Raw genomic sequence first — 24,010 nt, 5'->3', positions numbered from 1 at the left:
TTTCAGAAAAGCGTTTTCACTTAGCTTAATCAAGGATATAGTTGAGATATTAAAGTATCAAAACGTTAAGGATTGTTCATGGCAGATGAAGAAAAAGATAAAGAATTAGAATTAGACAATTCTGGCAAAAAGAAAAAACTAATCATTATTGGTGCCGTAGTCGCGTTATTAGCCATAGGTGGTGGGGCCTTTTTATTTTTAGGCGGAGAACCTGAAGTTAGCCAAGCAGAGTTAGATGCAGCCTTAAATTCCGGCAGTGAAGCTTCAGCGGATGGTGCTGCTTCTGCGCCGTCTGGAGCAAGTATAGGTACAGCGTTATATGTACCAATGCCAAGACCTTTTAGGTTTAATGTTCCGGGATCAGCGCGAGATAGATTTGTCGAAATTAGAGTTCAATTGTTAGTTCGTGGCGCAGATAATGAAGAAGCTGCGAAAAAGCATGTGCCACTGATAGAAAGTACGTTGCTTGCTGTTTTTTCACAATCAAACGCTGATGATCTAGCTACCAGTGCAGGTAAAACATCATTAAAGCAAAAGTCTTTAGCAGAAGTTCATAAGATTATGACTGACGTTGAAGGAAGTAACATCGTTGAGAAAGTATTGTTTACTGGCTTTGTTATGCAATAGCAAACCAGCAGCCAATACGCATTTATAACGTTGAACATTTAATCATTTAAACGAGTTAATAAAGAGAAATCGAGTGAGTGACTTATTATCGCAAGACGAAATTGACGCGCTACTGCATGGCGTTGATGAAGTTGAAGAGGAAGAAATAGTAGAGGACTTTGCTGAAGAGCAAGGTACCAGTGACTATGACTTTTCTTCACAAGATCGTATTGTGCGTGGTCGTATGCCTACGCTTGAAATGGTTAATGAACGTTTTGCTCGTCATATGCGAATTAGCTTGTTTAACATGATGCGCAGAACGGCAGAAGTATCTATCAATGGTATTCAAATGATCAAATTCGGTGAGTATGTTCACACCTTATTTGTACCTACAAGTTTGAATATGGTGCGATTTAGACCATTAAAAGGTACGGGGCTTATTACTATGGAAGCCCGTTTAGTGTTTATTTTAGTGGATAACTTTTTTGGTGGGGATGGTCGTTATCACGCTAAAATTGAAGGCCGTGAATTTACTCCTACTGAACGTCGTATTATTCAAATGTTATTAAAACTCATTTTTGAGGATTATAAAGAAGCATGGTCGCCGGTAATGGATGTGTCTTTTGAATACCTTGATTCTGAAGTTAACCCTTCGATGGCGAATATTGTCAGTCCAACAGAAGTTGTCGTGATCAGTTCTTTTCATATTGAACTCGATGGTGGTGGCGGAGATTTCCATGTTGCCTTGCCATATTCTATGTTAGAGCCTATTCGTGAATTGCTTGATGCTGGTGTACAAAGTGATAAAGAAGACACAGATATGCGTTGGTCTAAGGCGCTACGTGATGAAATTTTAGATGTACCGGTTGAGTTGTCGACAAAATTCTTAGAAGTCGATATTCCGTTAACGAAAGTCATGAGCTTAGAAGCTGGTGATATTATCCCCATAGAAATGCCGGAACATATCACGGTATTAATTGAAGACTTGCCGAGCTTTAGAGCGAAACTTGGTCGAAGTCGTGACCATGTGGCATTACAAATTCAAGAAAAAATTAAACGTCCTGAGTCTGTTAAAAACGAACTTACTATCTTAACGAAAGGTGGTAAACGATTAGACAGTGACGCAGAGTTACATCTTTTAGAAGATGATTTAGAGTATTAGAGAGGCAAAAGCATGAGTGATGAAGAAAACGAAGATCTAAGCATGTGGGATGAAGCGATGGATGAACAGGCTGATGCTGAAGCAGAAACTGTTGAACTTGACGAACTTCAAGATGAAGATGTTCCTATTACAGGCGATGAAAAACGTAAATTAGATGCGATACTCGATATTCCTGTCACTATCTCAATGGAAGTGGGCCGAAGTCATATTAGTATTCGTAATTTATTACAATTAAACCAAGGTTCTGTGGTTGAGCTTGACAGAGTCGCGGGTGAAGCATTAGATGTAATGGTTAACGGCACGTTAATCGCCCATGGCGAAGTGGTTGTTGTGAACGATAAGTTTGGTATTCGATTAACTGACGTGATCAGTCAAATTGAACGCATTAAAAAGCTTAAGTAAACGTGTTAAATTCAGCTAATAGCATCAATAATTATGAAGGGGCTGGCGATTAAACGTACTCAATTTAAAATAACCTTGTTTACTCTTTTGGCCGCTTCTATGAATGTTTTTGCGCAAGAAGAAACGGTTGAGGTTGGTAAACACGCGAACCCTAATTTGGATGCTATGAGTATGGTGCTTTCTTTACTTATGGTATTAGCGTTAATTGTCATAAGTGCGTGGGTATTGAAAAAGTTTAATCTCGCGAATAAATCGGTATCAGGCATGCAAGTGATCTCAAGTTTGCCTTTAGGACATAAAGAAAAGTTAGTCGTTGTTCAAATTGCAGAAGAACAATTATTGTTAGGCGTTAGTAGCCAGCAAATTAATTTAATAAAAACGTTAGATAAACCGTTGGCAATCAACACTCCGATTACTTCTGATTTAAGTCAAACATTGAATCGGTTTATGGCCAAAAAAGCAGGTAGTCAAACAACAGAACAACCTTCCCAGCAAAAAAATACTGCCAATAAACAAACAGAAAATAATACTTCATCGAGTGTCTAGTAACTAGGGCTAATCATCACTATGTTAAATAAAGTATTCCCAAAAAGCGTTAACAGCAAAAATTTTACGCCAATTCATTTGGTTTACTTTATTGTCATTGTAAGCTTTTTATTTTTGTCTTCAGCGCATGCTGCGGATGATTTATCCATGTCAGCTTTAAAGCTCACTACAAACCCTGATGGCTCACAAGAATACTCAGTTACCTTACAAATATTGATCTTTATGACCGCGTTGGGCTTTATACCTGCAGCGGTCATTATGATGACTTCGTTCACTCGAATTGTCGTGGTAATGTCCATATTACGACAAGCGTTCGGCTTGCAACAAACGCCGTCAAACCAAGTGATTATTGGCCTTACTTTGTTCATGACACTTTTTATTATGACACCGGTATATAATAAAATTAATGAAACCGCCATTCAGCCGTATTTGGCGGATCAAATGACGTCTGTTCAAGCAATCGACTCAGCTAAAGTACCACTGCGGGCTTTTATGCTAGAGCAAACCCGGTTAAAAGATTTAGATACTTTGGCGCAAATGGCAGGTATTACTAGTGTGGATAAACCAACAGATTTACCCATGACAGTGATCATTCCTGCCTTTGTCATCAGTGAATTAAAGACGGCATTTCAAATTGGCTTTATGTTATTTATTCCTTTTTTGATTATTGATCTGGTGGTCGCGAGTATTTTGATGGCGATGGGGATGATGATGTTATCCCCAATGATAGTTTCTTTGCCGTTTAAATTGATGCTATTTGTGTTAATTGACGGTTGGAACCTCGTGATTGGCACAATTGCAACCAGTTACGGTATGGGAGTCACGTAATGAGCCCAGAGGTCTTTGTTGATATTCTACGGGATGCACTTTTCTTAGTCATAGTATTAGTTAGTGCCGTGATAGTGCCGAGTTTAATTGTTGGTTTAATTGTTGCCGTCTTTCAAGCTGCCACTTCAATTAACGAGCAAACCTTAAGTTTTTTACCTCGTTTAATCGTTACCTTATTAGCCTTAATACTAGGAGGACATTGGTTAGTTCAAAAGTTGATGGATTATGCCATACGATTAATCTCGAGCATTCCTAGTGTTGTAAGTTGAGAAGTGAACTTAGCTGATGGAATTTTCAGAAGCCGTTATCAACCAATATCTCGCTGATTTTTTACTGCCGTTATCGCGTGTTTCAGCATTAATTATGTCGATGATGGGCTTTGGTGCGAAAGCAATCCCTCGTAATATCAAAATTTATCTGTCGATTGCGATCACTGTCGCTATTATGCCAGCTATTCCGCCAACCAATATTGAAGCCTTATTTTCTTTTCAGACGGTGCTCTTAGTTGCTGAACAAACCATTATTGGTGTCATGTTGGGGTTAATGACCATTATGGTGGTGAATACATTTACCATGGCTGGCCAAATTATCGCCATGCAAACTGGTTTAGGTTTTGCGTCTTTGGTCGATCCTGCCAGTGGTATGAATGTTCCCGCTGTTGGCCAATTTTTTCTGATCCTTTCAACCTTACTTTTTTGGGTGATGGATGGTCATCTTGCTTACTTGCATTTTGTTGTTGCTAGTTTTGAAACCATGCCTATTCCCATGGAAAGTTTTAACTCGATGAAGTTTAAAGAGTTGGTTGAATGGGGTGGCTGGATGTTTGCCACCGCACTTTCTTTATCTATGGCACCACTGACGGCCATGTTATTGATTAACTTTTCATTTGGTATTATGACAAGAGCCGCACCACAACTGAATATTTTTGCTATTGGTTTTCCCATCACTATGTGTTCAGGCTTATTAATCATGTGGTTGACTATGGGGAATTTTCTGACCCATTTTGAAGCTCAGTGGCAGCGAGCGCTTGATTTTAGCTGTTACCTTATTGATTGTGAGGCACCGTAATGGCTGAGTCTGATAGTGGTGAAAAAACAGAAGAACCCACCGCGAAAAAAATGGCCGATGCGAGGAAAAAAGGCCAGATAGCTCGCTCTAAAGATCTCGGTACTATGTTTGTGTTAGTTGGCAGCGCCATTTCTTTGATGCTAATGGGGGATTCGCTGGTTGAAAGCCTTTCACATGTCATGAAAAATCAATTTAGTTTGACCCGTGAAGAAATCATGGATGTCAATGCGTTATTTGGCGAAGTGAGAAAAAATGTTTCTTTAATTTTTACCCCGTTGGCGTGGATTTTTGCCATTGTAATGCTGGCGGGTTTTATTGGAAATACTATGCTAGGTGGTATTAGTTGGTCATGGGAAGCCATGTCACCAAAAGCCAGTCGAATGTCTCCCATTGCTGGTTTTAAAAGGATGTTTGGCCTAAAAGCCTATGTTGAATTATTTAAATCATTATTGAAATTTTTTGTTGTTTTTTTCTCGGCCTATTTGCTGTTAACGAGTTTATTTGAACAAATATTATCTTTAAGTATTGAGGCTATTCCATTTAATTTCGCACATGCAGTCGATTTATTACTTTGGATGTTTTTAGCGCTTGCATTGTCATTGGTTATAATCGTCATTGTTGATGCGCCATATCAAACTTGGTCTCATAATAAAGAGCTAAAAATGTCTAAACAAGAAGTGAAAGACGAACATAAAAGCTCGGAAGGTAGCCCAGAAAACAAAGGTAGGATCAAGCGTACTCAGTATGAATTGTCGCAACGTCGTATGATGGCTGAAGTCCCTAATTCTGATGTTGTGATCACTAACCCTACGCATTTTTCCGTAGCTTTAAAATATGATGCTGAACAAGGAGGGGCGCCGCAGTTAGTGGCGAAAGGTGTGGATGAAATGGCAATTCATATTCGTACCATTGCCAAAGAGCATGGCGTTGAAATTATAGCATCGCCAGCACTTGCTCGTTCCTTGTATTATACCGCTGAGGTGAATGAGGACATTCCTGAAGAATTGTTTGGCGCAGTTGCTCAAGTACTTGCTTTTATTTTTCAATTAAATGCGCATAAAAGAGGCAAAGCGAATAGACCCATTCCGCTTGCTAAAAACCTACCGATCCCAGACGATTTCAAATATTAATTTCTTACTACGATAAGCTTTTAACTCTTCCCGTTACTTTTGGTATAACTATTGCTCTGCCAAGGTATGTGTCAAAAATTTATCATGTAATTAAATGCAACTAGTCGCTCATTTAAATCAAATAAAACAAAAAAAGTTTAGCTTTCTGTCAGGGCTGGGAACACCGTTGTTAGTCATGGCGACCTTAGGTATGGTGATTTTACCTATGCCGGCTTTTTTACTCGATATTCTTTTTTCTTTTAATATCGCGTTATCTTTAGTGGTGTTATTAATCACGGTTTACACGCTTAAACCTTTAGAGTTTGGCTCATTTCCAGCGGTATTATTGATCGCGACTATCTTACGACTGGCTTTAAATGTTGCTAGTACCCGTGTTGTTTTATTAGAAGGGCATGAAGGTCCCGATGCCGCAGGTAAAGTTATCGAGGCGTTTGGCTCAGTGGTTATCGGTGGTAACTACGCGGTTGGTTTAGTGGTGTTTATTATCCTGATCATTATCAACTTTGTTGTTGTGACAAAAGGGGCTGGCAGAATTGCAGAAGTAACAGCCCGTTTTACGTTAGATGCAATGCCTGGCAAACAAATGGCGATTGATGCTGACTTAAACGCAGGATTTATTAATGCGGATCAAGCGCGAGAGCGTCGTATTGAAATCACCAATGAAGCGGACTTTTATGGCTCGATGGATGGTGCAAGTAAATTTGTTAAAGGGGATGCAATAGCTGGCATTTTAATTCTTTTTATCAATATTGTTGGTGGGTTAGTCATTGGCATGATCCAACATGATTTGAATTTTGATAGTGCGGTGGAAATTTATACGTTACTGACCATAGGTGATGGCTTAGTCGCCCAAATTCCGGGATTATTGTTGTCTGTTGGTACTGCGATTGTTGTGACTCGACAAAATACGAGTGAAGACATGGGCTCGCAAGTGAGTGGACAACTAGGTCAAGAAAAGTCTTTATATATAGCAGCTAGTGTGATGTTTATCATGGGAATAGTGCCTGGTATGCCACATGTTGCCTTTTTGTTGTTTGCAGTTCTGATTGCCGGCGGTGCTTTTTTCAGTAGTAAATTTAAAGCAGCAAAAGCTATAGATCTGGAAAAACAAAAAGAAGCGGCTCAAATAGAAACGAAGCAACAAGAAGCGGAAGTAAAAGACTTAGGTTGGGATGATGTTAACCATGTTGATATTGTTGGCTTGGAAATCGGATATCGCTTAATCCCATTAGTAGATAAATCACAAGGTGGTGAGTTGCTTAATCGCATCAAAGGGGTGAGGAAAAAACTGTCTCAAGAATTTGGTTTCCTCGTTCCCGCGGTGCATATTCGTGATAATTTAGATTTAGATCCTAACACCTATCAAATCTCCTTAATGGGCGTCACTGTTGGGGAAGCGGAAATAAGACATGATCATGATTTAGCGATTAATCCTGGTCAGGTTTATGGAAAATTAGAGGGAATTGCGACGAAAGATCCCGCCTTTGGTTTAGACGCAGTGTGGATCACGCAATCACAACGTGAACAAGCACAAGCGCTAGGTTATACCGTGGTTGATTCTGCAACTGTCTTAGCGACACATTTAAGTCAAATCCTCACTAATAATGCTTCACAATTATTAGGGCATGAAGAAGTACAAAATATTTTAGATATTTTAGGGAAAAATTACCCTAAATTAGTCGAAGGATTAATTCCGGATATCTTAAGTTTAGGCACTATAGTTAAAGTGTTACAAAACTTAATGAATGAAGGTGTTGCAATTCGTGATATGAGAAGCATTATTCAAACCCTTGTTGAATACGGAGGTAAGAGTCAAGATCCAGAAGTATTAACCGCTGCCGTGCGAATTACTTTACGTAAATTTATCGTTCAAGAGTTGGTGGGTCCTGATGTTGAAGTGCCTGTCATAACTTTGTCACCAGAGTTGGAACAAATGTTGCACCAGTCAATGCAAATGGCAGGTGATGATGGCGCCGGTATTGAACCAGGCTTAGCTGAACGATTACAAACCTCTTTAACTGACGGAGCACAACAACAAGAATTGGCAGGAAATACCCCAATATTGTTGACCTCAGGAATTTTAAGAACGGTCTTAGCTAAGTTTGTTAAATATACTATTCCTAGTTTAAGAGTTATCTCTTATCAGGAAATACCAGATGACAAGCAAATCAAGATTGTTAGTTCGATTGGCCAGTAATCACCTGTAAAGCAAAAGTATTGGTAAATGACTATAGCCGTTAAGTATTCGGTAAGGGGTTTTTCGTGAAAATTAGACGTTTTGTAGCAAAAGATATGAGAACGGCATTAGAACAAATCAAACACGAATTAGGTGTTGATGCCGTCATTATGTCAAATAAAAAAATTCCTGAAGGTGTCGAATTAATGGCGGCAGTTGATTACAGTCAGCAAACCCCAGCACCTACAAGCGAAAAGGCTAACAATCAAGAAAGTACTTCTGCTCAGGCATCCATGGAATCAAGAGATGTTGAAAATGACGTGGTGTCACTGTCGTCTAGTAAAAATTTAAAACAGCCTATGCCTAACGAACAAAACTCTGCAGGGGGTGTTGATAGTTTATCGGCATTGCTTCAACGTAAAGTACAACGTGAACAAGCTAGTCAACAAGCAAAGACTCAATCTAACCTCGCGCAACAAGACATAGAACAACAGCTAAAAAGTTTCACTGATAGATTGGAACAAGGTTCGCTTTATACATCAAATAATTCAGAAAAACAGACCACTAGCGAACCTGTAAACAATCAACATAATTTTAGCCAAAATGAACATCAGGCTAATGAACCCTTAGAAAATCATCAAGCGTCAGGGATCAGTCCAGCAAGTAAAAATAATCGTGTAGATATTGGCGCGTCGGAAGAAGTTGAAAAGATGCGTAAAGAAATGGCGTCTATCAGAGAATTACTTGAGCACCAAGTATCAGGGTTAATGTGGCAAGATATGGCGAAAAAAGATCCTTGCAAAGCCTTGATGGTCAACCGTTTATTAAATATTGGCATTAATGATCAAGTTGCGGATCAAATCTCAAGCGCAATTCCTGTTCACAATAATGAAGAACAAGCTTGGGAGACGGCGAAAGAATTATTAGCTCAACAATTAAACACCACTAACAATGATATTATTCATCGTGGTGGCGTGGTTTCATTAGTGGGACCTACCGGGGTGGGTAAAACCACCACTATCGCTAAATTAGCGGCAAGATTTGCTCAAATTCATGGCGCGGACAAAGTGGCTATGATCTCAACAGACAGTTATCGAATTGCCGGTTTTGAACAACTTTCTACTTACGGACGTATTATTGGTTGCCAAGTAAAGCTAGCTAAAGATGCAAAAGCGTTAGATACTCTATTAGAGCAATATGCTGATAAAAAACTAGTTTTAATTGATACTGCAGGAATGGGGCAACGAGATATGCGTCTTTCTGAACATTTAACCGCATTAATGGCAAATTCTCGTGTTAGAATTCGTAATTATTTAGTGCTGGCTGCGAATACGCAACAGCGTGTAATGCAAGAAAATGTGGAACGATTTAAAAAAGTACCATTAGCGGGTGCTATTTATACTAAACTTGATGAAAGTCTAAGTATTGGCGAAATCATTGCAACTTCTATTCAAAATGGATTAGCAATAGGTTATCTTACTGATGGACAAAGAGTTCCTGAAGATATTAAAGTTGCAAATGCTGAAAAGTTAGTTACGCTTGCAGATAGATTAGCAACAAAAGTAAATTGCCAAAATTCATGGCGGCCAATGCCAACAAGTCATGCAGTGAGTATGTAAACAATATCGACGCAGATATTGAGCAAAATAGAGAAAAAATTAATGATAGATCAGGCGAGTGGCTTACGAAAAATGCAAGAAAATCATCAAATAAAAGTCATAGCAGTTTCTGGTGGTAAAGGTGGGGTAGGCAAAACCAATGTTTCATTAAATACGTCAATTGCCATGGCGCAATTGGGGAAAAGGGTTTTAGTCTTAGATGCTGATTTAGGCCTCGCCAATGTCGATGTAATGCTAGGTTTAAGAGTTCAACGTAATCTCTCACATGTATTATCAGGTGAATGTGAGCTTGATGATATTATTTTAAAAGGCCCTGCTGGAATCAATATTATTCCTGCTACCTCGGGCACTCAATCTATGGTGGATTTAACCCCGTCAGAACACGCTGGTTTAATTCGTGCTTTTAGTGATATGCGAACGCAATTTGACGTGTTAGTTGTTGATACCGCAGCAGGTATATCAGATATGGTGCTAAGTTTTACTCGTGCCGCACAAGATGTATTATTGGTGGTGTGTGATGAACCAACGTCAATCACTGACTGTTACGCATTAATGAAACTACTTAGTCGTGATCACGATGTCTTTAAATTTAAAGTTGTGGCAAATATGGTGAGAAGTCCAAAAGAAGGCCAACAACTTTTTGCTAAACTTTCCAAGGTATCTGACCGATTTTTAGATGTCGCTTTGGATTTAGTTGGCGTAATCCCTTTCGATGAAAATATTAGAAAATCAGTAAGAAAGCAGCAAGCAATTGTTGAGGCGTTTCCAGACTCACCTGCCGCTAAAGCCTTTAAAGCATTAGCGAGTAAAATTACTAAATGGCCAATTCCCCATCATCCATCTGGCCATCTTGAATTTTTCATTGAGCAGTTATTAGAAAACTAGTCAAAAGAGTAGACTACTTTGGTAAAAGCTAATACTTATAATGTTCACATTGATAAAAGCGCATTGCTTGAACAGCATACCGTTTTAGTCAAACGTATTGCCTATCACTTATTGGCAAGACTCCCCTCTAGTGTCATCGTTGATGACCTTATTCAGTCAGGCATGATTGGCTTACTTGAAGCGGCAAATAATTTCGATTCTAGCAAAGGCGCAAGCTTTGAAACTTTCGCTGGTATACGGATCCGCGGTGCCATGTTAGATGAAATACGCCGCGGTGACTGGACTCCTCGTTCGGTTCATAAAAATAGCCGAATGGTGAGTGAAGCGATAAAAGCATTAGAAGCACAACTTGGTCGTGATGTAACAGATATTGAAGTTGCTGAAAAACTTGATATTTCGCTCAATGAGTACCATCATATTCTTAGTGAGGTAAGTTCGGGTAAAATAATAGGAATTGATGACCTCGGCGTGAGTGAAGATGTCATTCAATCATTTGAAGATAAAAACAATCATGACCCCTATGAGGACATAGAACAAATTATCTTTAAAAAAGCGCTTTCTGAATGCATTACTACTTTACCCGAGAGAGAAGCTTTAGTACTGTCACTATACTATGATGAAGAATTGAATTTACGCGAAATTGGCCAAGTTCTCGATGTGAGTGAATCAAGAGTTAGTCAAATTCATAGTCAAGCATTACATAGATTAAAAGCTCGTATGCAATCTTGGCAAAGTTAAGTACAATATATACCAGTAGTTTTTTAGATTTAAAAATTTTGAATGATCTCCCTGGAGGGTGCCTTGGATAAAAATATGAAAGTGCTTGTTGTTGATGATTTTTCAACAATGAGACGTATAGTTAAAAATTTATTGCGTGATTTAGGGTTCACTAACATTCAAGAAGCTGATGATGGTAGTACTGCATTACCTATGCTTAAAGAAGGTGAATTTGATTTTGTAGTAACTGATTGGAACATGCCTGGAATGCAAGGTATAGACCTTCTCAAAGCGATTCGCGCTGATGAAAAGTTACTTCATATACCTGTATTGATGGTAACCGCTGAAGCGAAAAAAGAGCAGATTGTTATGGCAGCCCAAGCGGGTGTTAATGGCTATATTGTTAAACCATTTACCGCAGCAACGTTAAAAACTAAGCTTGATAAAATTTTTGAACGCTTAGGATAATTGGCACTCTCTGTCAGGTAAGGATGTTGCATGAGTAAAGATAATGGTGTGCATGTTTCTTTGGAACAAGCGAAAATGCTTGTTGAATACATAGAAACAGGGCAGCAAGATAAAGCGGACGACTTAATCGCTGAAATTCAGAATCCTATCAACACTGAATTATTTGCTGAAATAGGCAAGTTAACGCGACAACTTCATGATTCTCTTATGAATTTTCAAGTTGATTCTCGCTTGAACGATCTTGCTAATGCTGATATTCCAGATGCTAAAGAGCGACTAAATTACGTTATTACTCGCACAGAAGAAGCGGCTAATAAAACGATGGATGCCGTAGAATCAATCTTTCCGGTCGTTGATAATATTCAAGCGCAAGTTAAAGCAGTGAACCCGCTCTGGGATAAATTAATGAACAATGATTTATCGGTGACCGAGTTTAAAGTGCTATGTAAAGACATAGATGCGTTATTGAAAACGACAGACCGCGATACTGCACATATGCATGCATTGATGACCGATGTATTAATGGCGCAAGATTTCCAAGATCTTACCGGACAAGTGATTCGTAAGGTTATCGACTTAGTAAGAGAAGTTGAAGATAGTTTAATTAATATGTTAACAGCCTTTGGTATTTCTTCTGGTGAGGCTGATGAATCAGCTAAACCTAAAGTAGGTGAGAACCTAGTTGAAGGTCCAATTGTTAATGCAAAAGAAAGAGATGACGTGGTCGCTGACCAAGATGACGTTGATGATCTTTTATCTAGTTTAGGTTTTTAATAGGAGTTGCTGGATGTCTTATGAAGCGGATGAAGAAATTCTTCAGGATTTTTTAATCGAAGCTGGTGAAATACTTGAAAGTTTATCTGAGCAACTTGTAGAACTAGAAAATGATCCTGACAATGCTGATTTACTCAATGCGATTTTTAGGGGATTTCATACCGTTAAAGGTGGCGCGGGATTTTTAGCCTTAACTGAACTTGTCGATGTTTGTCATGGTGCTGAAAATATTTTCGATTTGCTTCGAAATGGTCAACGTTCAGTTTCTTCGGATTTAATGGATGTTATTTTACAAGCATTAGATACGATTAATGAGATGTTTGCTTTGGTGCAAGCAAGAGAAGAATTAGTTGCCGCAGATGCTGAATTACTTGCAGAATTGCATCGATTAAGTACACCTGAAGGTGCAGAGCCAGAAGCTGCAAGTGAGCCAGAACCTGTGGCAGAAGTTGAAACACCAGCAGTTGCCGACTCTTCCTCAAATGATGAAATGAGCGAAGATGAATTTGAACGTCTTTTAGATGAATTACATGGCGGCTCTCCGACTGCTTCTGCTGCAAAACCTACACCAGTTTCAAGCGATAGTAATGAAATTTCAGACGATGAGTTTGAAAATTTACTTGATGAATTACATGGCCAAGGCGCATTTTCTCCTGATATTGAGAGTAAAAACACGCCGGCAAAGTCTTCTAATGAAATTGATGATGATGAGTTTGAAAGCTTACTTGATGAATTGCATGGTCAAGGTAAAGCTCCGCAAAATACGACAAAACCATCTGCCCCTAAGCCAGTTGAAAAACCTGTAGCAGCAAAACCAACCCCAGCAGCAAAACCAGCTCCGGCAGCTAAACCAGCTCCGGCAAAAGCGCCAGCTAAAAAAGCCGCAGATAAAAAAGCTGCTCCAGCTGCACCACAGGGCGAAACAACGGTTCGTGTTGATACTCAACGTCTAGACCAAATTATGAATATGGTAGGTGAACTGGTGTTAGTGAGAAATCGCTTAACTAGTTTAGGAATGACCAAAGAAGACGAAGACTTAACTAAAGCGGTTTCAAATTTAGATGCTGTTACTACAGACCTTCAAGGGGCTGTAATGAAAACTCGTATGCAACCGATTAAAAAGGTCTTTGGACGTTTTCCGCGCGTTGTACGTGATTTAGCGAGAAGTTTAAATAAAGAAATTAAATTAATTCTCGAAGGTGAAGAAACCGATTTAGATAAAAACTTAGTGGAGGCTTTAGCGGATCCATTAGTGCATTTAGTTAGAAACTCTGTTGATCATGGTATTGAAGAGCCCGATCGAAGAGAAGCTACTGGTAAACCTCGAGAAGGGACAGTTGTGTTATCAGCATCGCAGGAAGGTGATCATATCTTATTAACCATAAGAGATGACGGTGCCGGCATGAATGCTGAGAAATTAAAAGAAATTGCTATTGAAAGGGGCGTTTTAGATGCCGATGCTGCCAATAGAATGTCAGACTCAGATGCGTTTAATCTAATTTTTGCCCCTGGCTTTTCAACGAAAACAGAAATTTCAGAAGTTTCTGGTCGTGGCGTTGGTATGGATGTGGTTAAAACAAAAATCACCCAATTAAACGGTACTGTAAATATTGACTCTGAAATGGGTGTAGGTACGGTTTTAGAGATTAAAGTTCCATTAACGTTAGCGATTTTACCTACTTTGATGGTGGTTGTTGGCGAGCAAACTTTTGCTTTACCGCTCGCTGGAGTGAATGAAATATTCCATTTAGATTTAACCAATACTAATTTAGTTGATGGTCAATTAACCATTATTGTTCGAGAAAAAGCTATTCCATTGTTTTATTTAGATCAATGGTTAGTGAAAGGCTGTGATGATAAACCTAAAGATAAAGGGCATGTTGTTATTGTTCAGTTAGGCGCACAACAAATCGGTTTTGTTGTTGATAGCTTAATTGGTCAAGAAGAAGTTGTGATTAAACCTTTAGATAGACTTTTACATGGCACTCCTGGCATGGCTGGTGCAACAATTACAAGTGATGGTGGTATTGCGCTTATTATTGATGTGCCTAGTATGCTGAAGTATTACGCAAAAAAATCCATCGTAAATAAAAAATTGCGTTCATAATTGCTGATAAAGCAAGTTTAAAGAGATGATAAATGGCCTATAAGGTTTTGGTTGTTGACGACTCAAGTTTTTTCCGTCGTAGAGTCAGTGATATCCTTAATAGTGATAGAAACTTAACGGTAATAGATGTTGCTGTAAATGGTGTCGAAGCAGTAAAAAAAGCAAAAGAATTAAAACCTGATGTCATCACTATGGACATCGAAATGCCGCTGCTTAATGGTATTGAAGCTGTTAAGCAGATTATGGCGAATTCACCCACGTCTATTTTAATGTTTTCTTCATTAACTCACCAAGGGGCAAAAGCAACGCTAGAAGCTTTAGATGCAGGGGCATTAGATTTTTTACCTAAAAAATTTAATGAGATAGCAAAAACGTCAGGCGATGCTGGTAGTGTATTAAAGCAACGAGTATTAGAGTTAGCCAATAAAAAAGTTGGTAGGATTACGCGAACTAGTTTTAATAAAGAATCGTCCGCGTTAAAAACGTCTAGAAGCACTCAAAGTGTGAAAGAAAAGGTACCACTTGATGCTAACAAAACGACACCAAGGTCAACTAGTTTCAATAAAGCGTCAGGAAATACCTATAAACTCTTAGCCATAGGAACTTCAACCGGCGGGCCAGTTGCCTTACAAAAAATATTAACTCAATTACCGAGTGATTTCCCACTACCTATTATTATGGTACAGCATATGCCGGCAGCGTTTACTAAAGCGTTTGCAACTCGGCTGAATTCCTTATGTAAAATAACCGTCAAAGAAGCGGAAGATGGTGATTCACTTAAACCCGGTTGTGCATATTTAGCGCCCGGCGGTAAACAAATGGTGTTAGAAGGGAAGGAAAGTAACCCTAGAATTAAAATTTTAGATGATGATTCTGCACGAATAGCATTTAAACCAAGTGTTGATATAACTTTTGGTTCTACTTCAAAAATATTTTCTAATAATGTTTTAGCTATAATATTAACAGGGATGGGATCTGACGGACGTGATGGCTCAAGAATGTTAAAAAGCAAAGGGTCCGTGATATGGTCTCAAAATGAGGAAACATGTGTCGTTTATGGTATGCCGCAAGCTGTGGCCAATGCTGGAATTTCATCGCTTGAATTACCCTTACTTGATTTTTCTAAAGCTATCTTGAAAGAGATTAATTATAAATAGCTTTCATTTTTTGATTAATTTAATAACACAATAGGTGAACTTTTGGTTGTTTGGACAATAGCAAATCAAAAAGGTGGTGTAGGTAAGACTACTTCAACTATCTCGTTAGGTGGATTATTAGCCGAACGTGGCAAAAGAGTTTTATTAGTGGATACTGACCCCCATGCATCTCTTAGTTATTATTTTGGTATAGAATCAGAAGATCTTGAGCTAAGTGTTTATGATCTATTCGTTCAAGTTTCTACCAAAGAACAAATCATGCAAACACTTTGTCCTACCGCCTATAAAAATATTGATATTTTGCCCGCGACAATGGGCTTAGCTACATTAGATAGATCTTTAGGTGCTAAAGGAGGCATGGGGCTAGTTCTTAAAAAAGCCATCCAAAAGCTTTCAGATGAATACGATTATGTCTTAATGGATTGTCCACCCGTTCTTGGCGTATTAATGGTAAATGCGCTAGTTGCATCTGATAGGATCATTGTTCCGGTGCAAACAGAATTTCTTGCGCTAAAAGGCTTAGATAGAATGATGAAAACAATGGAAATAATGCAAGGTGAACAACAAAAGCCTTTTATTTATACCATCATTCCGACCATGTTTGATAAACGAACTAAAGCTTCTTTATTAGCATACAAAAAATTACAAGACTTATACGGTGATGCTGTTTGGAATGGCGTTGTGCCGATTGACACCAATTTTAGAAATGCTAGTAATATTCAACGTGTGCCATCTGACTATTCTCCTTCTAGTCGAGGGGTTTTAGCTTATAAAAAACTGCTAGACTATTTAATTAAACTTCATAAGAAAAAGAGCTAATTATTTATGAAAAAGTCTTTAGCTGCGAGCCAAAAATTAATGCAAAACTATCTGTCAGAGTTAATGACAGAAGAAGAGAACAGTCCAAATTTGGAAGCTGAAGCACTATCTAAAACTGCTGAGAAAGAAAAGCTCGATAAATTATTACAACAAGCAAGTGTTGCTAACAACATTGAAAAATCAACGCTTGAAGCGGTCACCTCTGCTAAATCAGCAAATAAAATAATGGAACCTGCTAAGGTTAAAGTTGAAAGTAAAACACCGCCTGAAGTTGAAGTCATTCCTGAAGTTGAGATCGAAACAGAGCCGCAAATTCAAACGAAAAAAAGCTTAGCTGAGTTTAAAATTGACGCCGATAAAAATTATCGAAAGGGTAGTTTTCAAGCCATGTTTTTTGAAGTGGCAGGCTTAACCGTTGCTGTACCTCTGATTGAATTAGGTGGTATTCATAACGTAGATAAAATTAATAGTTTAGTCGGTAAACCTGAGTGGTTTACAGGCGTGATGCTTCATCGAGAAGAAAAAATCAATGTTGTTGATACTGCCGTTTGGGTCATGCCAGAAAAATGTAACCAAACGCTAAAAGATTCGCTAAACTATCAATATATCATCATGTTAAATAATAGTCCTTGGGGATTGATGGCTGAAAATTTAATTGATACGGTTACTTTAGAGCACGAAGATGTGAAATGGTTAGAAGATTCTCAGAAAAGGCCTTGGTTAGCAGGATTAGTCAAAGAGCGAATGTGCGCTTTATTAGATGTTGATGCATTAATCCATATGCTTGAAGAAGGTGCGAATGTAAATCAGTCAACACATTAATATTTATAGAATTAATATTAAAAACTTGAACGATAGACTATATTAATAATATTCTAGTGGAAAAGTGAATAACTTTAAGAGGCAAGCGGTATGTCTGAAGAAAGACGCAGTGCAAATGATAATGTTGATACCAATGATGAAGTTCTACAATGGGTAACATTTAAATTAGATAGTGAAACATATGGTATTAATGTTATGCAAGTTCAAGAAGTCTTGCGTTATACCGAAATAGCACCCGTTCCAGGTGCACCTTTGTATGTTTTAGGGATTATTAATTTACGTGGTAATGTTGTCACCGTAATTGATACTCGTTCTAGATTTGGTCTCGAATCATCAGAAGTCACTGATAATACTCGCATCGTTATTATTGAAGCTGAAAAGCAAGTAATAGGCATTTTAGTGGATAGTGTCGCCGAAGTTGTTTACTTAAGAGCTTCTGAAATCGATATTGCGCCAAATGTTGGTAATGATGAAAGTGCTAAATTCATTCAAGGTGTCTCAAATAGAGATGGTGAATTACTTATTTTAGTCGACTTGAATAAATTACTTTCTGATGATGAATGGGATGAATTGAAACAATTCTAACTGATCAGGCACTAAACGGTATTGAGTGCCTTTTGAAATGAGTATGGAAAAGAAACGACTGCTATGGATGTATTGATGGTTTATAGTCTTGCTGCTTTAGCACTAGTGTTATTTTTATTTGTACTCATTTTCTTTCAAAACAAAAAAAATCAAATTCGTTTCAGTGCGTTAGAAGTACAAATTGAAAGTTACGAGTTTATAATTAATGAATTAAAACTTGCTAATCAACAACAACAAAGTGAGTTAACGGCGAAAGAAAATTCCCTGCAAGCCTGGCAGTTAGAGCACCGACAAATTAGTCAACAACTTGAACATCGAATAAAAGTTTTGCAAGAAAAACTCACACAAACCCATGAAACTATAGAACAAATTCAACAGCAGCAACCCGAAGATAAGTTGTATAGTCGCGCCCAAAAAATGGTGAAGTTAGGGGCAGATGTTGAAGAACTCGTTCGAGAATGTGATCTACCTCATGCGGAAGCAGAAATACTTATCGCTATGCATAAACAGAAAAACACCTAATTTTACAATTTTTATTAATATTTCCATCATTTTTAAACATCAAAAAGTACCGTGTAGCGGTCTTGCATGTTAAACTCCTCAGCAATTTACAGACGTACAATATTGAACCAAGGAAAGATTGTTTTGTCTTTTGCTTTTATAAAAAACTTTTCTACAAATAGTAAACTTTTAGCGAGTGTATTTTTATTCGTTCTTGCTGGTTGCTCGTCAACACCCAAAGTTGAACAAAATGCGAATGCACCGTTAGATCCGTTAGAGTCTATTAATCGACCTTTTTGGGATTTTACTTGGAATTATGCCGATAAATATGTCTTAAAACCCACGTCGCAAGCCTATGTTGAATATGTTAATGAAGATGTGCGTACAGGCTTATTTAATATGGCGATGAATTTGAATGAGCCATCGTCAATTATTAATCATTTATTGCAAGGTAAGTTTTCAGCGGCGGCTAAAAATACTGGCCGGTTTGTTTTAAACTCGACCATAGGCTTATTCGGGATCTTTGATCCTGCCAGTGATTTTGGTTGGACACGAGAGCAAGAAGAATTTGGTGAAGTGCTCGGCGTTTATGGAGTAGGTGATGGGCCTTATCTAGTTGTACCTGCAATGGGTCCAACGTCTGTTAGAGAAGAAGTTGGCGACTATGTTGATCGATATTATTGGCCTCTTGCGATTATAGATTTTTGGCCAAATTTATTAAGAGTTGGCGTGATCGGATTAGAGAAACGAGCCGCACTTGCTGATCAGGAGCAATTAATCAACGATTCAGTAGACTCTTATGAATTTGTTAAAAACGCATACTTTCAAAATATTAACTATAAAGTGTATGATGGTAACCCTCCAATCGAGGTAGATGAAAGTGAAGCAGATTTAGAAGCTTTTATGGATGAATTTGAAGAAATTGATTAACAACTAATTAATTTTGAAGATAAAAATAATTAAACCCTTGTTTGAATTAAGTAACTTTTGGCGTGATAAATGATTAAAGTAAGTAAAATTTTCAGTATGTTTATAGCTCTTTTTTTGAGTGTGATGTTTGTTGGTGAATTATCTGCGGCGCAAATGCCAAGTAATATTACTCCACAGCAACTTGCGCAATTTAAAAAGTTATCGCCTGCCCAACAAAAATCGTTGGCACAAAGCATGGGAATCAATTTTTCTGCGCTTCAAAGTCAAATGTCGACTAGCCAAAGTAACACCACTGAAAATGCAGAAACACTACAACAGTATTACCCAAGAGGCACTCAGTTCGATGAATTTGGTAATCCAATTTTCGATAACCAACCTACAACAGATACCGAGGAAGAAGAAAAAGGCCCTCAACCTTTTGGCTATGATGTTTTTGCTAACGCACCTTTAACCTTTGCACCCAACATTGATATCGCAGTGCCAGAGTCTTATTTAATTGGTCCTGGAGATGTTTTAACCGTTCAAATTTTTGGTAAAGAAAATAATCAGTACGACGTAGAAGTTACACGAGAAGGACAAATTATTCTGCCAGAGCTCGGAGCATTTTCAGTGATTGGCATGTCCTTTTTAGAGGTCAAAAAATATTTAGCAAATCAAATTAGCAGTAAAATTTTAGGTGTAGAAGCCATTATAACGTTAAGTGACTTGCGTTCTATTAGAGTATTTGTTTTGGGCGAAGCTTTTAAACCTGGTCCTTATGTGATGAATTCATTATCAAGTATTACCCATGCTTTATTTGCCGCTGGTGGTATCAATGATATTGGCTCATTACGAAATATCCAATTAAAAAGAGCCGGTAAATTAATTACAACGTTAGATTTATACGACTTATTAATTAAAGGTGATTCTTCTAACGATGTAATGCTCAAATCTGGTGATGTCGTCTTTATCAATCCTGTTGGCGATAAAATAACCGTTGATGGTGAAGTTACTCGTCCTGCAATTTATGAACTTTCCAAGCAAGATACATTTGCATCGGCATTATCTATGGCTGGTGGGTTATTACCTTCAGCTTACCCAGCATCTACGATTGTAGAACGTTTCAATGACGAAAATCTTAGGATTGTTCAAAGTGTTGATTTAACAGATAAAGAATCATTAAAACATTCGGTTAAATCAGGTGATGTTATCCGTGTGATGAAAACTTCTGATTTATATGAGGATGCCGTAACCATTATTGGTGCTGTCGCTCGTCCAGGTCGTTACCAGTGGAAAGAACATCAAAAAGTGACGGATCTAATCCCTGATATTCATGCGTATTTAGAAGATGATGCAGATCTAACTTATAGTTTAATTATTCGTGAAAAAGACATTGGAAGAAATATTGAAGTACTGCAATTTAGTTTATTCGATGCTTTAAGCGACACTTCTTCAACAGATAATTTAACATTACAACCACGTGATAAAATTGTTGTTTTCTCAAATATTGAAACTATTGCTTCAAATATTGATTCGCTAGATGATTTTGCCCTAACAAAAACTGAACTGTTTGATCTTGAAAAAGAAAATGCAGAAAAAAAATATGAATCTCGAAAGTTTTGGGATCATTACGGCGATGAAGATTCCAGTACAGCAATAAAAGAGATTAATGAAGTTGATCAGGCAAAAGAAACGCTAAAACAAACATACCAGTCAATTGAAGAGCTTGCGGGTGAAACAAATAAAGAACTTGAAATTCGAGAGCTAGGTTTTTTCTCTCGTAAACGATTATTAGCGCCAATTATAGAACAACTTAAACGACAAGCCGCTTCTGGACAACCTATTCAAATGGTTGAAGTTGATGGCGCGGTAAAATATCCGGGTCTGTATCCTTTACCGAAAAATGGCAGAGTCAACGATTTAATTAAAGCTTCTGGTGGCTTACTAGAGTCAGCCTATTTAATGAAGTCTGAAATTACACGAAACGTTATCGTAAATGAGAAAGCCGATAAAACGTCGATTAATTTTAAATTATCAGCCGCTTTAAATGGTAGTGAGCAAGATAACCATTTATTGGAAAGTAAAGATCGTATCAATGTACACCATATTCCTTCTTGGCAAGAAAACCATAATGTAGAGCTAAAAGGCGAGTTTAAATTCCCAGGAAAATACACCATTAAACGCGGTGAAACATTGGGGCAATTAATCGAACGCGTTGGTGGCTTTACTGAGTTTGCTTATATTGAAGCGTCGTTATTTACACGTGAAAAATTAAAGCAACTTGAATTGAAAAATCTGGTTAAAGTGTCTGAAAGTTTAAGAATGGAGATAGCTTCTAAAAACTTATCACAACGTGAAGGCTCTGCTAATTTTGATTATAAACAAACCAGTCAGTTACTTGCGGATCTAACTAACATAAAACCGATTGGTCGCTTAGTTATTGATATACCAAAAATCACTGCAAATACTGACGTTGATGTTATCTTGGAAGATGGCGATGTGCTTTATATTCCATCGAAACAAAACTCCATCAATGTTGTTGGTCAGGTACAAGTGGCTTCTTCACATATCTATCAGGAAGGCTTAACCGCATATGATTATGTGGATTTAAGTGGGGGTAGTAAAAAACAAGCAGATAATGATCGAATTTATGTTATTAAAGCCAATGGTGCGGTTGAAATACCAAATAACAGTAACTGGTTTGAATCAACCGATGAAAGCTTAAAACCGGGCGATACAGTGGTAGTACCTTTAGACTCATATTTTATGGAAGATTTATCTTTATGGCAGGCAGCTACACAAATCGTTTATCAGGCAGCGGTTGCTGTAGCGGCAATTTCAGGTTTATAAAAATAATTAAATTGAATACCAGTAAATATCACTCTTCAATAATGGCATTTACTGGTAAAAAGCAAATTTATTTACATTTATGTTAATTTTACGAGTAATATTTTTGTCAAAGCCTAGATTAGCGGCTAATTGAATACTATAATTAGCGCGCTTTTTATTTGTAACATTTAAATATAAAAAATTAGCTAAAAAAGGAATTTTAAGGCTAATAAACAGGGTTATCTAATGCTATTTACTATAAGTGCACTTTTAGTCGCTTTTGTTGTTTCTATTTCTACTATTAAAATTTTATTACCGCTAGCGCCGCAGATTGGCTTAGTTGATTTACCTAATGCAAGAAAAAAGCATGATGGTGCAATTCCTTTAATCGGCGGGATCTCGATTTATACTGGGGTACTAATTGCCTCGACTCTTTTTATTGATCAAAGTAAATTACTTAATTTATATTTTATTTCATCAGCCCTGTTAGTGTTTATCGGCACGATGGATGATATTTACGACTTAAAAGTTGCACCTAGGATGATATTCCAAGGCATAGTTGCCACAATCATGGTGTTTGGCGCAGGTATCTATATTCATGATTTTGGTAACCTTTTTGCGACTGGGCCCGTTGAGTTAGGAAATTTCGGCATGATATTTACTATGCTAGCCTGTGTAGCTGCTATCAATGCTTTTAATATGATAGATGGGATAGATGGTTTAGCAGGCTCCATGAGTATTGTGACTATCTCTTCAGTGGCAATACTTACCGTATTAAATGATAACTCAGCCGATATTTTGCTACCGCTTATTTTAGTCGTAGCTATCATTCCTTATTTATTTTATAACGTTAGTACTCGTAATCCTCGAGGTAAAAAAATATTTATGGGAGATGCCGGTAGCATGTTTATGGGACTCACCGTTATTTGGCTATTAGCGCTTAGTACCCAAACTACTGAGTTATCAGAAGCTGCTTTTAGACCAGTTACTGCCTTATGGATCATTGCTATTCCTCTGATGGATATGTTCGCTATTATGATCCGTCGTATTCGTAAAGGAGATTCACCCTTTAAAGCTGATAATGGGCATCTTCATCATATTTGCATGCGTTTAGGTTTATCATCTCGCCAATCATTATGGGCAATTAGTGCTTTAGCGATTTCTTTTGCATTAGTAGGTATTCTTGGTGAAATTTTTATGGTGGCTGAGTGGATTTTATTATCGCTTTATCTAGTTGCCTTTATTACATATTCATATGCGATTCAACACGCTTGGAAATTTATTCGAGCGTTAAAATAACCTCTTTTAATTAATGCATTTGATTAGTTCAGGTAATAATATTCTTCAATAAAATCTCTAATATAAATTCTATATTACATGTCATTAATATTTAGGTAATATAGAATTTTGTTTCAAAACATTAGCTAATACTTTTAATATTCGACAGCTGAATATAGTACTGATAAACTTTTACAAATTTCCGGAATTGAATAAATATGAAAAAACATCAAGGCTTTACAATGATTGAATTACTTATAGTCATTGTCATTCTAGGGTTACTTGCATCTCTTGTTGCACCAAAGTTTTTCAGTCAGTTAGGCACTGCAGAGAGAGGTATTGCGTCCGCTCAAATGAATGCGTTTGAAACTGCACTTGATACCTACCGTTTAGATATGGGCAGTTATCCTTCTTCATTAGAAGAGTTGAGAAAAAGTGATAAGCCGCGCTGGGATGGCCCATATTTACCAAAGGCTATACCTCTTGATCCTTGGGGAAATCCTTATGTGTACTCTGTACCTGGTGAAGATGGTAACCCATATAAAATAATGTCGTATGGCGCTGATGGTCAACCTGGCGGTGCGGATGGTAATGCAGATATAGTGCACAAATAATGCAAAAA

24 protein-coding genes are annotated in these 24,010 nt (G+C 37.7%); all 24 read left to right on the top strand.

The features are described from left to right. Positions 1–78: 78 nt before the first annotated feature. The 24 genes from fliL to gspG all read left to right on the top strand — a co-directional run bounded on the left by fliL (position 79) and on the right by gspG (position 24,002). Positions 79–627, top strand: a complete 549-nt coding sequence (gene fliL / locus RM573_RS04490; RefSeq protein ID WP_311577917.1) for a flagellar basal body-associated protein FliL — start codon at positions 79–81, stop codon at positions 625–627. Between the two features lie 73 nt (positions 628–700). Beyond that, positions 701–1,768 carry a flagellar motor switch protein FliM gene (gene fliM, locus RM573_RS04485; protein WP_311577915.1) on the top strand — a complete coding sequence of 356 codons (1,068 nt, stop codon included), beginning with the start codon at positions 701–703 and terminating at the stop codon, positions 1,766–1,768. Between the two features lie 12 nt (positions 1,769–1,780). Then, positions 1,781–2,170 (top strand): flagellar motor switch protein FliN, encoded by a 390-nt coding sequence (fliN, locus tag RM573_RS04480; protein ID WP_311577912.1) that lies wholly within the window; start codon positions 1,781–1,783, stop codon positions 2,168–2,170. Between the two features lie 99 nt (positions 2,171–2,269). After that, the gene (gene fliO, locus RM573_RS04475) at positions 2,270–2,716 is read left to right on the top strand and encodes a flagellar biosynthetic protein FliO (RefSeq protein ID WP_311577910.1); all 447 of its coding nucleotides are present in this window, start codon (positions 2,270–2,272) and stop codon (positions 2,714–2,716) included. Between the two features lie 147 nt (positions 2,717–2,863). Beyond that, entirely contained in the window at positions 2,864–3,544 is a 681-nt protein-coding gene (gene fliP, locus RM573_RS04470) for a flagellar type III secretion system pore protein FliP (RefSeq protein ID WP_311578900.1), read from the top strand. Further along, complete coding sequence (fliQ, locus tag RM573_RS04465) at positions 3,544–3,813, top strand: flagellar biosynthesis protein FliQ (protein WP_311577908.1); 270 nt, start codon at positions 3,544–3,546, stop codon at positions 3,811–3,813. Before fliP ends, fliQ begins: the two co-directional genes overlap by 1 nt. 16 nt (positions 3,814–3,829) lie before the next feature. Further along, positions 3,830–4,612: a flagellar biosynthetic protein FliR gene (gene fliR, locus RM573_RS04460; RefSeq protein WP_311577906.1), complete on the top strand. Its 783-nt coding sequence runs from the start codon at positions 3,830–3,832 to the stop codon at positions 4,610–4,612. Further along, on the top strand, positions 4,612–5,742 hold the full coding sequence (gene flhB, locus RM573_RS04455) for a flagellar biosynthesis protein FlhB (protein ID WP_311577904.1): 1,131 nt from the start codon (positions 4,612–4,614) through the stop codon (positions 5,740–5,742). The genes fliR and flhB overlap by 1 nt, the downstream gene beginning before the upstream one ends. Before the next feature lie 94 nt (positions 5,743–5,836). Continuing rightward, a complete protein-coding gene (gene flhA, locus RM573_RS04450) occupies positions 5,837–7,939 on the top strand; it encodes a flagellar biosynthesis protein FlhA (RefSeq protein ID WP_311577901.1) in 2,103 nt (700 codons plus the stop codon). Between the two features lie 65 nt (positions 7,940–8,004). Continuing rightward, the gene (gene flhF / locus RM573_RS04445; protein ID WP_311577899.1) at positions 8,005–9,537 is read left to right on the top strand and encodes a flagellar biosynthesis GTPase FlhF; all 1,533 of its coding nucleotides are present in this window, start codon (positions 8,005–8,007) and stop codon (positions 9,535–9,537) included. Positions 9,538–9,579: 42 nt separating this feature from the next. Continuing rightward, the gene (locus RM573_RS04440) at positions 9,580–10,422 is read left to right on the top strand and encodes a MinD/ParA family protein (RefSeq protein ID WP_311577896.1); all 843 of its coding nucleotides are present in this window, start codon (positions 9,580–9,582) and stop codon (positions 10,420–10,422) included. 18 nt (positions 10,423–10,440) lie between these two features. Then, the gene (locus RM573_RS04435; protein ID WP_311577893.1) at positions 10,441–11,160 is read left to right on the top strand and encodes an RNA polymerase sigma factor FliA; all 720 of its coding nucleotides are present in this window, start codon (positions 10,441–10,443) and stop codon (positions 11,158–11,160) included. 63 nt (positions 11,161–11,223) lie between these two features. Next, positions 11,224–11,607: a chemotaxis response regulator CheY gene (gene cheY / locus RM573_RS04430; protein WP_303448718.1), complete on the top strand. Its 384-nt coding sequence runs from the start codon at positions 11,224–11,226 to the stop codon at positions 11,605–11,607. 30 nt (positions 11,608–11,637) lie between these two features. Then, on the top strand, positions 11,638–12,381 hold the full coding sequence (locus RM573_RS04425; RefSeq protein ID WP_311577887.1) for a protein phosphatase CheZ: 744 nt from the start codon (positions 11,638–11,640) through the stop codon (positions 12,379–12,381). 13 nt (positions 12,382–12,394) lie between these two features. Further along, positions 12,395–14,488, top strand: coding sequence for a chemotaxis protein CheA (locus RM573_RS04420; protein WP_311577884.1), 2,094 nt, complete (start codon positions 12,395–12,397; stop codon positions 14,486–14,488). A 32-nt stretch (positions 14,489–14,520) separates the two neighbouring features. Next, on the top strand, positions 14,521–15,645 hold the full coding sequence (locus RM573_RS04415) for a protein-glutamate methylesterase/protein-glutamine glutaminase (RefSeq protein WP_311577881.1): 1,125 nt from the start codon (positions 14,521–14,523) through the stop codon (positions 15,643–15,645). Positions 15,646–15,687: 42 nt separating this feature from the next. Further along, a complete protein-coding gene (locus RM573_RS04410; RefSeq protein ID WP_311577878.1) occupies positions 15,688–16,464 on the top strand; it encodes a ParA family protein in 777 nt (258 codons plus the stop codon). Positions 16,465–16,470: 6 nt separating this feature from the next. Beyond that, entirely contained in the window at positions 16,471–17,286 is an 816-nt protein-coding gene (locus RM573_RS04405) for a chemotaxis protein CheW (RefSeq protein WP_311577874.1), read from the top strand. 90 nt (positions 17,287–17,376) lie between these two features. Continuing rightward, entirely contained in the window at positions 17,377–17,871 is a 495-nt protein-coding gene (locus RM573_RS04400) for a chemotaxis protein CheW (RefSeq protein WP_311577871.1), read from the top strand. A 63-nt stretch (positions 17,872–17,934) separates the two neighbouring features. Next, positions 17,935–18,393, top strand: coding sequence for a DUF2802 domain-containing protein (locus RM573_RS04395; protein WP_311577868.1), 459 nt, complete (start codon positions 17,935–17,937; stop codon positions 18,391–18,393). 123 nt (positions 18,394–18,516) lie between these two features. Beyond that, complete coding sequence (locus tag RM573_RS04390; RefSeq protein WP_311577865.1) at positions 18,517–19,302, top strand: MlaA family lipoprotein; 786 nt, start codon at positions 18,517–18,519, stop codon at positions 19,300–19,302. Positions 19,303–19,398: 96 nt separating this feature from the next. Then, positions 19,399–22,131, top strand: a complete 2,733-nt coding sequence (locus RM573_RS04385) for an SLBB domain-containing protein (protein ID WP_311577862.1) — start codon at positions 19,399–19,401, stop codon at positions 22,129–22,131. Positions 22,132–22,356: 225 nt separating this feature from the next. Then, complete coding sequence (gene wecA, locus RM573_RS04380; RefSeq protein WP_311577859.1) at positions 22,357–23,409, top strand: UDP-N-acetylglucosamine--undecaprenyl-phosphate N-acetylglucosaminephosphotransferase; 1,053 nt, start codon at positions 22,357–22,359, stop codon at positions 23,407–23,409. A gap of 197 nt (positions 23,410–23,606) precedes the next feature. Beyond that, on the top strand, positions 23,607–24,002 hold the full coding sequence (gspG, locus tag RM573_RS04375) for a type II secretion system major pseudopilin GspG (protein WP_311577856.1): 396 nt from the start codon (positions 23,607–23,609) through the stop codon (positions 24,000–24,002). Positions 24,003–24,010 lie beyond the last annotated feature (8 nt).

This window comes from Thalassotalea castellviae, from assembly GCF_031846185.1.
GTDB classification, from domain to species: domain Bacteria; phylum Pseudomonadota; class Gammaproteobacteria; order Enterobacterales; family Alteromonadaceae; genus Thalassotalea_H; species Thalassotalea_H castellviae.
The sequence above is the reverse complement of the archived record's forward strand: the minus strand, read 5'-3'. Positions and strand labels throughout refer to the sequence as shown.